12 protein-coding genes are annotated in these 13,129 nt (G+C 61.3%); 1 reads left to right on the top strand and 11 read right to left on the bottom strand.

What is annotated here, in order from left to right:
* Positions 1–988: adenylyl-sulfate kinase (cysC, locus tag QAA18_RS06050; RefSeq protein ID WP_279411910.1), on the top strand; the 988-nt coding region annotated here is incomplete at its 5' end.
* Positions 989–997: 9 nt separating this feature from the next.
* Here the strand turns inward: cysC and QAA18_RS06045 are convergent.
* The 11 genes from QAA18_RS06045 to wecB all read right to left on the bottom strand — a co-directional run bounded on the left by QAA18_RS06045 (position 998) and on the right by wecB (position 13,127).
* Positions 998–2,137, bottom strand: coding sequence for an MraY family glycosyltransferase (locus QAA18_RS06045; RefSeq protein ID WP_279411909.1), 1,140 nt, complete (start codon positions 2,135–2,137; stop codon positions 998–1,000).
* Between the two features lie 150 nt (positions 2,138–2,287).
* Complete coding sequence (locus QAA18_RS06040; RefSeq protein ID WP_279411908.1) at positions 2,288–3,655, bottom strand: FAD-binding oxidoreductase; 1,368 nt, start codon at positions 3,653–3,655, stop codon at positions 2,288–2,290.
* Positions 3,642–4,337: a sugar transferase gene (locus tag QAA18_RS06035; RefSeq protein ID WP_279411906.1), complete on the bottom strand. Its 696-nt coding sequence runs from the start codon at positions 4,335–4,337 to the stop codon at positions 3,642–3,644. Before QAA18_RS06035 ends, QAA18_RS06040 begins: the two co-directional genes overlap by 14 nt.
* Positions 4,337–5,524, bottom strand: a complete 1,188-nt coding sequence (locus tag QAA18_RS06030) for a UDP-N-acetylglucosamine 4,6-dehydratase (RefSeq protein WP_279411905.1) — start codon at positions 5,522–5,524, stop codon at positions 4,337–4,339. The genes QAA18_RS06035 and QAA18_RS06030 overlap by 1 nt, the downstream gene beginning before the upstream one ends.
* A complete protein-coding gene (locus QAA18_RS06025; RefSeq protein WP_279411903.1) occupies positions 5,521–6,735 on the bottom strand; it encodes a LegC family aminotransferase in 1,215 nt (404 codons plus the stop codon). Before QAA18_RS06025 ends, QAA18_RS06030 begins: the two co-directional genes overlap by 4 nt.
* Positions 6,689–7,654, bottom strand: coding sequence for a sulfotransferase (locus tag QAA18_RS06020; RefSeq protein WP_279411901.1), 966 nt, complete (start codon positions 7,652–7,654; stop codon positions 6,689–6,691). The genes QAA18_RS06025 and QAA18_RS06020 overlap by 47 nt, the downstream gene beginning before the upstream one ends.
* Entirely contained in the window at positions 7,651–8,496 is an 846-nt protein-coding gene (locus QAA18_RS06015; RefSeq protein ID WP_279411900.1) for a GNAT family N-acetyltransferase, read from the bottom strand. Before QAA18_RS06015 ends, QAA18_RS06020 begins: the two co-directional genes overlap by 4 nt.
* Positions 8,493–9,614: a glycosyltransferase family 4 protein gene (locus QAA18_RS06010; RefSeq protein WP_279411899.1), complete on the bottom strand. Its 1,122-nt coding sequence runs from the start codon at positions 9,612–9,614 to the stop codon at positions 8,493–8,495. Before QAA18_RS06010 ends, QAA18_RS06015 begins: the two co-directional genes overlap by 4 nt.
* Complete coding sequence (locus tag QAA18_RS06005; RefSeq protein ID WP_279411898.1) at positions 9,611–10,795, bottom strand: hypothetical protein; 1,185 nt, start codon at positions 10,793–10,795, stop codon at positions 9,611–9,613. Before QAA18_RS06005 ends, QAA18_RS06010 begins: the two co-directional genes overlap by 4 nt.
* Complete coding sequence (locus QAA18_RS06000; protein WP_279411896.1) at positions 10,792–12,075, bottom strand: glycosyltransferase; 1,284 nt, start codon at positions 12,073–12,075, stop codon at positions 10,792–10,794. The genes QAA18_RS06005 and QAA18_RS06000 overlap by 4 nt, the downstream gene beginning before the upstream one ends.
* A 2-nt stretch (positions 12,076–12,077) precedes the next feature.
* Positions 12,078–13,127, bottom strand: a complete 1,050-nt coding sequence (gene wecB, locus QAA18_RS05995; protein ID WP_279411895.1) for a UDP-N-acetylglucosamine 2-epimerase (non-hydrolyzing) — start codon at positions 13,125–13,127, stop codon at positions 12,078–12,080.
* Positions 13,128–13,129: the final 2 nt, after the last annotated feature.

Here is a 13,129-nt window from a genome sequence, read left to right as displayed (position 1 = left end):
GGCCGTGGTCCTGGCCCTGGCCGACGAGATCGACGCCAGCCGCGGCGACGTCATGGCCGCCGCGCACGATCCGTGCGAGATCGCCGACCAGTTCGCCGCCCACCTGCTGTGGCTGGGCACCCAGCCACTGCTGCCCGGCCGCCCGTACTGGCTCAAGATCGGCAGCCGCACCGTCGGCGCCCAGGTCACCGAGATCAAGCACAAGGTCGACGTGAACACACAAGAAGCGCTGGCGGCCAGGAGCCTGGAGCTCAACGAGGTGGGTTACTGCAACCTGTACCTGGACCAGGCCATCCCGTTCGAGGCCTATGCCGACAGCCGCGAGCTGGGCGGGTTCATCCTGATCGACCGCCAGGACAACGCCACCGTGGCCGCCGGCACCCTGGCGTTCGCGCTGCGCCGGGCTGGCAACATCCACTGGCAGCACCTGGAGGTCGACCAAGCCGCGCGCGCCCGGATCAAGCACCAGGCGCCGCGCTGCGTGTGGTTCACCGGCCTGTCGGGCGCGGGCAAGTCGACGGTGGCCAACCTGGTGGAGAAGCGCCTGCTGGCGCTGGGCCGGCACACCTACCTGCTGGACGGCGACAACGTCCGCCACGGCCTGAACAAGGACCGGGGGTTCACCGACGAGGACCGGGTGGAGAACATCCGCCGCGTGGCCGAGGTGGCCAGGCTGATGGTCGACGCCGGGCTGGTGGTGCTGGTGAGCTTCATATCGCCGTTCCGCGCCGAGCGGCGCATGGCCCGCGAGCTGTTCGCCGAGGGCCAGTTCCTGGAAGTGTTCGTCGACACGCCGCTGGCGGTCGCCGAGCAGCGCGATGCCAAAGGCCTGTACGCCAAGGCCCGCGCCGGCCAGCTGCGCAACTTCACCGGCATCGACTCGCCGTACGAGGTGCCCGAACACCCGGACGTCGTGCTCGACACGGTGGCCGAATCGCCGGAGGCATTGGCGGAACGGCTGGCCAACCTGCTTTTGGGCGACTCGTAAGCCCTGAATCTAGGGCTCGCCGGCGGCGCGGATCCGGGCTTCTTCCGCGGCCACGTCGTCATTGCTGGCGGGCGGCAATCCGGCCAGGCTACGCGCGACGGCTACGTTACCCAGCAACATCCTGCGCAGTGCCTTGAAGATCACCAACGCCCGCACCCGACGCAGCGACAGCCAGTACCAGCTCACGGCCATCCCAATCCACGCCAGCAGGAGCAACGGATTGGGGATGTCCAGGCGCATCGCCTGGCCCGCGGCCAGCCCGCACAACAGGCTGAACCCTCCCAGCACCACGCAGATGCCCATCGGGCCCCAGCCCGCGTCGCGCATGCAGTGGTGGATGTGGTCGCACCCGGCCGAAAACGGCGAACGCCCCTCGCGGAGGCGCCGCACGATCAGCACCAGGCAGTCCATCACTGGCACCGGAAGCAGCCAGAGCGCCAGCACGGGACTCACCGGATGGCCCGGGTTCTGGGTCAGGCGGAAGCAGACCCAGGCAATGGCCAGGCCCAGCAGCGCGCTGCCGGAGTTGCCCATGAAGGCGGCTGCGCGCGAACGGCCGGGGATGCGAAAGTTCCAGGCCAGAAAGCCGATGACGGCGGCGCCCAGGATCAAGGTTTCGCCGGCCAGCTCACCATTGCCCGCATACAGCGCCGCGGCTGTGAGCATCAGCAGCGCCGCCAGCACCAGGGTGCCGGCCAGGCCATCTACGCCGTCGACCAAGTTGATGGCGTTGATCAGGCCCACAGTGGCGATCACGGTCAGGGGCAGCGACAGCGGCCCCAGGGTCAGGTCCGGGAAACCGAACACGCCGCCGAGCTGTTCAACCCTTACCCCACCGCCGTAGTACAGGCCCAGCGCGGCCACCATCTGGGCCAGTATCCGCCACCACCAGCGCAGGTCGCGCAGGTCGTCGAGCAGGCCAACGGCCAGTAGGAGAGCCATGCCGAGGATGAGGTAGGTGATTTCTGGAGAGATGGTGCGGATGGCGATCGCGCCGCCGGCGACCGCGGCCAAGGTCATGGCCAAGCCACCTGTGACGGGCGTCGGCGCCTCATGGGCTTTGCGGCCTTTCGGGCAATCCAGCAGCCCATAGCGGAAGGCGACAGGCTTGAGGAGCCAGACCAGCAGCCAAGTGGCGAAGCCGGCCAACAATGCTCCTTGTAGGGCGCTTTCTTGGATCATCCTTAAGGTGTCAGCTTCCACGGGATAGAGAACAGTCGGCAAAGCCAAGTCAAAAGAATGTGACGGTAAAGGGGGCTGGAACAGGCCAGTGCTGGCAGCCTGGCTTGGAACCAGGAATCAAGGATCAAAAATCTTCCCAGGATTCAAGATGCCCGTAGGATCGAACACCCGCTTGAGCTGGCGCATCAGTTCGATTTCACCCACGTTGCGACTGTAGTGCAGGTACGGCTTCTTGAGGAGGCCAACGCCATGCTCTGCGGAAATGCTACCGCCGAATTCCGCCAGCACGCGGCCGAGCTGGTCCGTGACATGTCCGCACGCCTCCAGGAAGATATCCTCGGGCATGCCGTGTGGCGGCAGCACGCTGATATGCAGGTTGCCATCGCCGATGTGACCGAACCAGATCACCTCGAAACCTGGATACTCACGCTCGAACAAGGCGTCGATGCGCTCGAGGAATGCTGGTACCTGGGCGACCCGCACCGCTATGTCGTTCTTGTAGGGCCGGTACCGTGAAAGACTTTCCGTGATTCCCTCACGCAGGCGCCACAGCTCCATCGCTTGTGCCCCGCTCTGGCTGATGGCGCCATCCTCCACCAGCCCCTCGCCATGGCATGCTTCGAATACTTGGCCGGCCATTGCCTCATCCTCATCGAACTCGGCCAGGACATAGTACGGCGCATGCGTGTCGAACGGCCTGCGTCCTCCTGCATGGATCACGCGGGTCAACGCCTGCTCGGTAAAGAATTCGAACGCGCTGAGAGTCAACTTTCCGCGCAGGCGCGCGAAGACTTCCATGATCGCTGCCAGCGAAGGCAATCCCAACACCATCACCTGCTGGGGCGGCGGCGGATCCGTCAGTTGCAGCGTGGCTTCGACGACGAGGCCGAGGGTGCCTTCCGAGCCTATGAACAAATGCCGCAGGTCGTAGCCGGTGGCATTCTTGATCAGACCCTTGTTCAGATCCAGAAGCTCCCCGGTGCCGGTGACCACTTTCAGGGCGGTGACCCAATTGCGTGTCAACCCGTAGCGCAGCACCTTGATGCCACCGGCATTGGTAGCGATGTTTCCGCCGATCTGGCTCGAGCCACGGCTAGCGAAGTCGACGGGGTAGAACAGCCCTTCGGCGCGAGCTCGCTCTTGGACCGCCTGGGTGACCGCCCCTGCCTCGACCCTCAAGCTCCGCTCGGTTGCGTCGAACGCGATCAGGCGCCGCATGCGTTCGAAGGAGACTACAGCCTCGCCATTTGATGCGACTGCACCACCGGACAAGCCGGTACGCCCACCCGAAGGCACCAAGCCCACATGCTCTCGCCTCGCCCACTGCACGAGCTCCACCACTTCCGGAACAGTGGCCGGCAAAGCCACCATGGACGGCTGGCCCGCGTACTCATTCGTCCAATCCGATGCGTAACGCGCCAGAGCTTCTGGGGCGTCGACCACGACGCATGCGGGCTTGGACCGCGCCGCTTCATTCGAGCGCATGCCCCACCTCGCCAGTGCGCAGTGCGGCGGCCAGTTGCGGAGGTGGCAACGGGAGCCCGCGAAATGCGCTCCACACCAAGGCCGATCGGGGGAACAGGATCACCCAAGACGTCAAGAATATGCACTTGAGGTATGTGGCGATGCCTCTATGGTTCACGTACCACACTTCGAGCTTGCCCTTGTAGGGCATGATCACTTCGTCATACAGGCGTTCTGGTTCGGAGCTTGCGTGCATTAGTTCTTCCTCGTCCCGAAAGACGATCGAACCCACGCCGGACAACCCTGGACGGACCTTGATGATGGAGCGCCGGGACTCCTCGGGGAAGGCATCGAAACAACGATGCGTCTGCGGCCGCGGCCCGACGATACTCATGTCGCCGCGCAATACGTTCAAGAGTTGCGGCAGCTCGTTGATCTTGGTTTTGCGCAGAAATCGCCCAACGGGCAGCACTCGCGGGTCATCCTTCAGCGTGACGGTGCCCGTTCCGATATTGGGGCTGTCCTTGAGCATCGTCGCGAACTTATACAGACCGAAAGCTTTCCCGCCGCGCCCTACCCGCTGTTGCACGAAGAAAACCTCGCCCTCGCCCGTCATTCGCAGGGCCAACGCGATCGGAAGAAGCAAGGGCGATAACGCCAATAGCGCCGCTCCCGAGAGCAGGATGTCGAACAGTCGCTGCATCACATCCGTCCGTCCAGGTACTTGCCCGTTTCCTTGTGCTGGAATTCCGGAATCATCTCCTTGAAAAGCTGCACAATATCCCCTTTTTCCCACGTCGCACGCTCGCGGATCTCCCCGATCCTGGACAGGAATCCGTTGAGCTTTGCATCGTCGAAATCGGCTCGGTTTCGGATCACTCCGATGGACTCGAATCGCTTCATATCGAGGTCCTCGTCGCCGGTGTAGAACTCCTCGAAATCCTTCTCTCCCGTCGTGTCGCTATCGAAGAAATAGACAGGCCACTTTCGCCTTGGAATGAGTTCTGCGGTGCGGCTGCGAGCTTCGTCCTCAGTATCGCACTCGACCGGCTCGTAGCCGAGCGATTCCAGGTACCGCACCGCGATGTCTGAGAAGCGCGTCAGATGCAACGCTTCGCTAAGTTTCGGGAAGAAGATGTCCCTATTGTCCCCGAGCAGGCAGGAGCCAAGGCACAGTTCGCCGGATTCCTGCGGCGTCACGAAGTACCGCTTTACATCCCGCGGTGCAGAAATCGGCTGCCGTTTCGCGAACCGCTGGTTGAATCCATGCGGCAGCGAACCATCGGAGAAGGCGACGTTGGCGAAGCGCGCGGTTGAAATCGGAAGCTCCAGGCTGGCGCGCATCAGGAACATCTCCATGATCCGCTTGCTGGCACCCATCATGTTGACCGGATTGGCGGCTTTGTCCGTGGAGACGCAGAAATACTTCTGGCACCCGCCCACCCCGGCATGCGCAATCGTAGAAAGCGTGTTCAAGATGTTGACTTCCACCAGCCGCATCAGCGTGAATGGGTCCTTCTCGCTGCGCACGTGCTTCAAGGCGGATAGGTTCAGGACGTAGTCATAGCGGCCGTCCGATGCCATCAACGCGTCGAATTCGTGCCGCCCGCAATCGATCGCGAACGTACGGAAGTCACCCTCGATGTAACCGAGCGTGCTGCGGATGTCGCGAACCAGCTCGACCATGTTGTTCTCGCTGATGTCCACCACATGCAGTGCGCGCGGTTGACGCTTGAATATCTCTCGGGTCACGGCCTGGCCGATCGATCCTGCTCCGCCGATGACGAGAAAACGGCTCTCGCCCACCAGGCGCGCGAGTTCATCGGCGTGCCGAGCCATATCCGTGTCGAACAAAGGGCGGTTCCGCCCGACCAGCTCGAGTACATTCACGCTTCCAATCCCCCGAACCGGGCTTCCGGGACACTGGATGGAAGGTTGACCACCCGCTCCTCCAGCCATTTCGAATTCTCAAGCCCATCGTTCTGACATCCCGAATACATCGGCAACCGGGACATCAATCTCCAGACCGGTCGTGCCATCACCCCCTTCGAGTTGCTGTACTCGAGAAACTCGTCCCGCTCGCGAAGCGAGCCGAACAAGACTGCATTGAGCCAGTAGTTCGGGGTGGTACCCGGCAATCCGTCGACGACGGTCAATCCTGAAGCCGCAAGCATCTCCCGATAGCCGTTGGCGATGTCGGCCTTCACCACAAGCATGGTTGAAAGCTTCTCCATTTGCGCACAACCTAGCGCTGCATTGAGGTTTGGTAAGCGATAGTTGTACCCGACCTCGTCATGCACGAATTCGTACAAATGTGGAACCTTCGCTGTCGTCGTTAGGTGCTTGGCACGGCGGGCGAGCACTTCATCGTCGGTGACGATCATTCCACCACCGCCGGTGGTAATGATCTTGTTACCATTGAAGCTCAGCGTGGCGAGCCTCCCGAACGTTCCGGTATGGCGCTCGCCTACCCAGCTTCCAAGGGATTCGGCAGCATCCTCCACCAGCGGAATCGAATAATCTGCGCAGATTTGCGAGATCTCCGCGATCCGTGCCGGGAAGCCGAAGGTGTGCATCGGCACGCAAGCGGATATCCGACGGCCGGTCGCAATATTCCACGCGACGCCTTCGCGAACCCGCACATTCGCTTCGAGAAAGCGCCTCAGAGCATCGGGGCTCATGCCCAGCGTGTCCTTGTCGACGTCGACGAAGACGGGATGGGCGCCTGTGTATGCGAGCGCATTGCAGGTTGCGATGAATGTCAATGCCTGGCTGAGTACCTCATCGCCCCGCTGCACGCCAGCCAGCATAAGGGCCACGTGCAAGGCTGCAGTTCCGTTGACGGTGGCTACAGCGAAGCGCGCACCGACGAAACGCGCGACGGCTTCCTCGAATTCGGAAACCATCGCACCAACGGAAGAAACGAAATTCGAGTCGATGCACTCGGCCAGCAACTGCTTCTCGCGGCCGCGGAACACCGGGCGGTGCAAGGGCGTCGGCGGCACCCCATGGAGGCGCGAAACGGCATCCAGAACAGTATCGTAAAGCGTCTCGTTATACATCGGACCTTGCCCTGTCCTGTGCAGCGTCGTCGAGCTCACCAAGAATCTCCTTGATCCTGCGCAGGTCCTCCGAGTCCGCCGCCATTCGCGGACCGGCTCCCAGGCGCTCCGGCAATTGTGCCTTCATTTCGAGTCGAAAACCCCTGGCGTTGCAGAACTCGACGACCCGGCCAACTTCGGCGGCCGGGTTCGCACACAGGTCCTCATAGCGCAGTTCTATCGTCCGGGCCGGATCCAGGGCAAGGCGTACGCGCCGGTCGAGGAGCCATGCCTGCGCCGCCGCTTCTTGGTGCGCCCCGCCTCCCCGATGGGCATTCCACTCGCTCGGTTGCACGGAAAAATCGGCACCACCAGGAAGTTCCCGCCGGATGGCGAGGATCGACATCGCATTGTCCGCGAGGTCCCTGCGAAGATGGACAAAAACAGCAGCGGGGAACAGCCGGATCAGTTCCTCGACGACGAGCGTGTGCCCGATGTAACCCGCCACGAACGGGCGTTCCGGTCGCGAAAGGCATCCGAGCACGGCCCGGACATGAGCCGTTCCGGCTTCAGGGGGCGGCCGGCCGGCCGGGCCAGGGTCCGACAGTCCATGACCAAACCAGTAACTCCAGAACCGCAGCCCCTCGGCAGGCCCGCAAAGCCCCTCGACGAAGCCCCTAGTCGACGAAAAGGACGAAGCATGCCCGGTGCATTTCAGACGCGACAGCAGACCACCCAGCAGGGGCAACTGGTAAAGCAGGTTCCACAGATTGCTCAAGTACATCGGTTGGAGCGAATGCACCAGGGCCTGATAGCAAACGGTCGACCCGCTTCTCGGCGGGGCGATCAAGAAGATAATGTGGGGTTCGCGCGCGGGAATCAGCGAAAGGGACAGCTTTTCGAGGGGCCGCAGCCAGGCCAGGGGAAGCGCCTGCAGTACCCGACCCAGCCTAACCACGAAGGCATCCCGCCCTTTCATGGCTGTACAAAAGTCCTGCGGATCCGCTCCTGCTCCAGCAACGCCCTCAACTTCGCCGCACCGGGCACGTGCTTCAAAACACTCCCGAACGGATACGCTAGAGCGACGAGTGCGCCGACCGGCCTGGAGTACACCACGTTCAGCCGGCAATAGGCACGTCGAAAGCCGAACTTGGTCTGCAGGAACTGGTGGATATTGGTTCTGTGGCTCAGATTCCGGGCTCCATCGCTGACATATCTGAAGCCGCGCGCTCCCAGGTAGTGCTCGTTCATGGCCTGGATCAGCGCATACGAAAGACTGCCTTTCAGCGCATCTGGGCAGAACCACATCGACGAGTAGAAGCAGGCGTCGCCCGCGACCACGTTCTCGGCGAATGCGACCATCCGGCCATCCCCCGGAGTTTCGGCCAGCCAGAATTCAATGTACTCCGGCATGGATTCGACCGCTCGCCTGAACTCGGGCAGCGTGAAGCGCCTCTCGAACGTCTCGTACCTTTCATAAGCGCGCAAATACACGTCATAACCGCGCTCCAGTATGTCTGACCTCTTGCATCTCGCGACGCGAAAGCGCTCCCTGCCTTGGCGGACCAGATATCGCACCTTCTTGGGCAAGCCCTCGATTGACGCGTCTCCGTCCTTGACGAGGTGCCACCACTCGGTGGGCTCAGCGGACTCGAAACCATCCTCCCAACGGATCAAATGAGCCTTAGTGTCCTCCAAGAACTCCCGAGCCGCATCATCGGTCAGCAGCGGATTCAGATGGGGAGGAAGCAGCGGCACAATGGCGCCGTGAAGCTTCCGCCATGGAACGCCAGCGAACTGGATCTGCTCGTACCCGATCATGGCTTGGCTGCCATTCCCATGCCAGCCAACATCTCGGCATTCACCTTGCGAACGTCGTACTTTAATTCCGCGATTTCCCGGGACTTGCGTCCCATGCCAATCGCCAGAGAAGGATCCTCAAGGAACCTCATCATCGCATCGGCCAGCGAGAGCGTGTCGCGCACGTTTACCAGGAACCCGTTCTCCCCCGAAACGACCGTCTCGCGGCATCCGGGCGCGTCGGTGGTGATCACCGCCCGCCCCGTCGCCATGGCCTCGAGCACAGTCCGGGGCGTACCCTCGCGATAGGAAGGAAGCACGAGGACAGTGCAGTCACGCAGCGCAGGCTTAACGTCCTCAAGCCTACCGAAGAAGTTGATCGTCTTCGAGTCGACCCAGTCGTCCAGTTCTTCCTTCCTGATGGAGTCCGGCACATCATCGATCCAGCCGACAACGCCGAACTCCACGCCGGGATGTCGGGCTTTCACGATTCGCGACGCGTCGACGTATTCACGAATCCCCTTGGAAGCGAGGAGGCGTCCTATGAAGAGAAATTTGCTGCAATCCCGCACCGGCGCGAACTGGAACTGGTCCAAGTCTATGCCCGAGCCGTTGACGACCCGAGAGGGAACGCGTTCTGGCAGAATCCGCTTGCCCCTGAAAACTTCCTGATCATCCGGGTTCTGGAAAAACACGAGATGAGCACGCCGCAACGCAATCCGATAGAGCCAGACGACCAACCAGGACAACTTCGAAGAGCCCTCTTCCATGAAGGCGTAACCCAGGCCGGTGATCAACGCGACGCGTCGCTGCACTCCGGCGATCCATCCAGCCAAGGTTCCGTACACCACGGGCTTGACGGTATAAGTCAGCAAGCAGTCGGGCCTGATTCTTCGAAAGATGAGCAGCAGGGCACAGAACGTCCGGAGGTCTCCGAAGACACTCGTACCGCCTCGCATCATCGGAACCAGATGTGAGGTAGCCCCCATCCGTGCAAGTTCGGCGCGGGTCTTCTCGTCAGTGTCGTCCACTGGGCTGATCGCGTGAACCTCGGCCCCGCGGTCGATCAGATCCATGATCAGCGCGCCCCTGAAGTTCACCAGCGAACGTCCTCGCGCAGCCACGATGGCAACCTTCATCGCGCTGCACCCATGGGGTATTGCGTTCTGGATCTAGCGTCGTGCATGGCCATCGCTCGTTGGCGCCCTTGACCGGAAATGGCATAAGACATAGCGACCAGCAGCCAAAAGATCGTGAACCGGCTGCCGTTGTGCGTCAATCCGTACATCATGGGCGGGACAACGACGACCAGTACGGCGACCAAACCCAGGGACCGCCAAACGCGAACGCACCAGAGCGCGATAACGCTGAGAAAAAGGAAGCCGCCGATCGCACCGTAGTTCGCGAAGAAGCTGGCGATCGTACTATGGAGTTCGTGGCCGACCAGCTGACGGACTTCCTGCGCCCCGTAGCCGAACAGGAACTCCAGCGCTCCGACATCCATAAGAACCCCATAGCCGCGCCCGGCCAACGAATCGTCGCCTTGTGTTCCGAGGCCGGAAAGTCGAGTAAAAAACTTGTAATTCGACAGGTGCCCTGACTCGATCAACCATAACGCGACAACGACCAGAGTCGCGGCAACGACGCATCCGACCAGGAACTGCAGCTTCGAGCGGCTGGCGAGAAACCCTATGAACAAGGCAGCGAACGCGCAGGAGATCATTGCCGCTTTTGAAAGCGAAGCTATGGCAAGAAACAACCCACCGCCCAGGAACAGTAACAGCAATGGCAAGGATGCCTTCCCGCGCAGGTAGAGCAAACCAGCCACCGAGATGATGCATACCGAGAAATAGCCAAGCTGATTCGGATTATTGAACGTGCCGACAGATCTCCAGCCTTCTGAATCTACGCTAGCTCCGTAACCCATGAGCAAGACGCCGGCGATTGCGACGAGGACCGCGAGCACGAGTCCGATCTTCGCATGACCCCAGTTCCTGTCGTCCTCGAACCAGGAGCGCAAGCTAACGAAGATGAACCAGATGAAAAATATGTAAAAGATAGGGATAACACTTTCAGGAGACGTGTTCCGCACCGCGAAAAAACTGTCGCGAATGGCCGCATAAACCGCCAACACCCCAAGCAATCGTGCGACGAGATCCAGCCTTGGACGCTTGAATGCCCACATCCAGGCGGAAACGACAAGCAGAATGATGTGCGAGATCTGCGCCCCTCCAGACGACCATAGATAGATCGGCAAAAAGGCGATGGCAATCATCAGCCAGAACCCCGCCAATTTCCTGGCATTGATGGCGAAGCTCATGGAACCTCCACTTCATCGGCTTCCCTACTCCCGACCAGACGACCCCGGATGAGCTCAAGGAGACAACCAGCCTGCTCCTTCCTGGAATACCTAGCGATTGCCTCCATGTTCGGAGAAAACCAAGAGATCGGCTCGCCAGCCAATACGCCAAGGATAATCTGCTTGACAAGAGACACATCTCCCTCGACACATATCCCGGAGCCGCACTCTTCGAGAATGCGGGATATGGCGAATCCACGACGGGTACCCAGACTGAGGATGGGCCTGTTGACCGCGAGGTACTCGAAGAGCTTGCCCGTAAGCACCCCTGCCGCCTCCGGCGATCCGCTCTCCAACAGCAGCAACAAGTCGGCATTTGCCTGGGAAGCGAGCGATTCCGCCCTGCTTACGCGGCCGCGTATCCGCACCAATGGTCCGAGATCGAACGAGGCAACGAGGCGTTCCAGCCACGGTTCGGCTGGTCCGTAGAAGTCGACGCCGAGGGAGTTGCCGTCAATTCGACCCTCATCCAGGAGTTCCCTTAGCGCCTTGAGCAACGGTGTCGGGTCCCGGGCACCCGGATATATCATCCCCGTATAGACGATGCGCAACGTTCGTCTTTCCTGTAGGCGACCTGCGGGCGGGGCAATTTCACCGTCGAAACCATTGGGGATGACCCAGACGGGCTTTCCGAGGTATTCCCGCTGTTGGTCGGCAAGCTCCCGGGACACGGTAGTTATCACGTCCGCGCCGGAGCCTACAGTTCGGGCCTCCAGGGCCCGTTCTCTGTCGAACGCCCGAGAAGAATAGCCAGCCAAATGGTTGTTACTCCAAAGATCGCGATAATCAGCCACCCAGAGCAGTCCCGGGCGATGGCGTTTCATCTGCGCGGCGATAATATGCGAGGAACGCGGCCCAAAGGTGCTTACTACCGCGTCCACGCGGTCTGCGATGGCCGCTCCTTGCGTGGCCGCCGCGCGCGCCCAAGCGTCGCGCGGGTCCAGTACCAGTCCAAGCCGCGACCGGAGCCCACGCTTCACGCGCTTCATCATCGCGGCGATACGTCCCGCGGAGCTGGATGAAAAGACGCTTGCCGATCCGCCAGACTCGACTTCCTGGACATCGACACCGGGCAAAACGGGCAGCTGGAGGTCTAGGGGTTCGTCGAATGCCTGCTTTCGAGCGGTAAGCACCGTCACTTCAACACCGAGACGCGCCCAGTACTTCGCCCAGGCATATGGGCGATGCGTACCGATCGCATTTCTTGGAGGCCAGTTGTAAGTGACGATGGCGATACGCATCTTCAAAGCAAAACCTCGGCCACCTTCCCTGCGGCATGGCCCCGCCCATACACCACCGACGGCACCGTCGGCTTGCCCGCGCGAGCCACAATCGCAGCGCGAATTTTCTCGGAATCCGCGCCGACCAGCACATTGACCCCCAAGCTCACCAGTTCGACCCATTCGGTTTCATCGCGAAGGGTGACGCAATGCTTTCCATGGAAATAGGCTTCCTTCTGCACTCCGCCAGAATCCGTCGCGACCACCGCGCAGTTCGCCTCGAGCCAAGTCATCTCCAGATAGCCCACGGGATCACAGAGGACAATGTTAGCGCCCACCTCAATCATGGATTCGGCAATCCGGGCGCGCGTTCTGGGGTGGATAGGGAGCAAGACGGGAAGGTCCGCATCGCGAAGACCCGAAAGAATACGCTGCAGTCGCGACGGGTCGTCGACGTTCTCAGCTCTGTGGATCGTGCAGAGCACGAATGCTTCGCGCTCGATGCTTAGATCGGGGAACCAGGAAGGCTCCCTGGCCCTTTCCCGATAAAAGATGGTTGCGTCGTACATCACGTCACCCACGACATGGATTCCTTCATGGGTAATACCTTCGAGGCGGAGGTTCTGTCTCGCTGTCTCTGTCGGAGCAAACAAGATGTCAGAAAGATGGTCAGTGAGAACCCGGTTGATCTCTTCCGGCATGCGCCGGTTGTACGACCGCAGACCCGCCTCGACATGTGCAATCGGGACGTGCAACTTCGCTGCGGCAAGAGCCCCCGCCAAAGTGGAGTTCGTGTCTCCGTAAACCAGCACGAGATCCGGATGCTGCTCCAGGATCACGCGCTCTAGCTGTTCAAGTTGACGGCCCGTCATGGCGCCGTGCCCTCCTCCACCGATACCCAGGTTGTACCGCGGGCGCGGAATCTCCATCTCCTCGAAAAAGATCGAGGACATGTTGTCGTCGTAATGTTGTCCTGTATGGACCATGATCTCGTCGAAGCCGCCTGTTCGCGCAAGCGCGCGCGACACAGCAGCCGCCTTGACGAACTGCGGCCTTGCCCCCACGACGGTCAAGA

The organism is Luteimonas sp. 8-5, assembly GCF_029763755.1.
In the GTDB taxonomy this organism is placed as follows: Bacteria; Pseudomonadota; Gammaproteobacteria; order Xanthomonadales; family Xanthomonadaceae; genus Cognatiluteimonas.
Note: the sequence above shows the minus strand (reverse complement) of the source record. Positions and strands in the feature narration are given on the sequence as shown.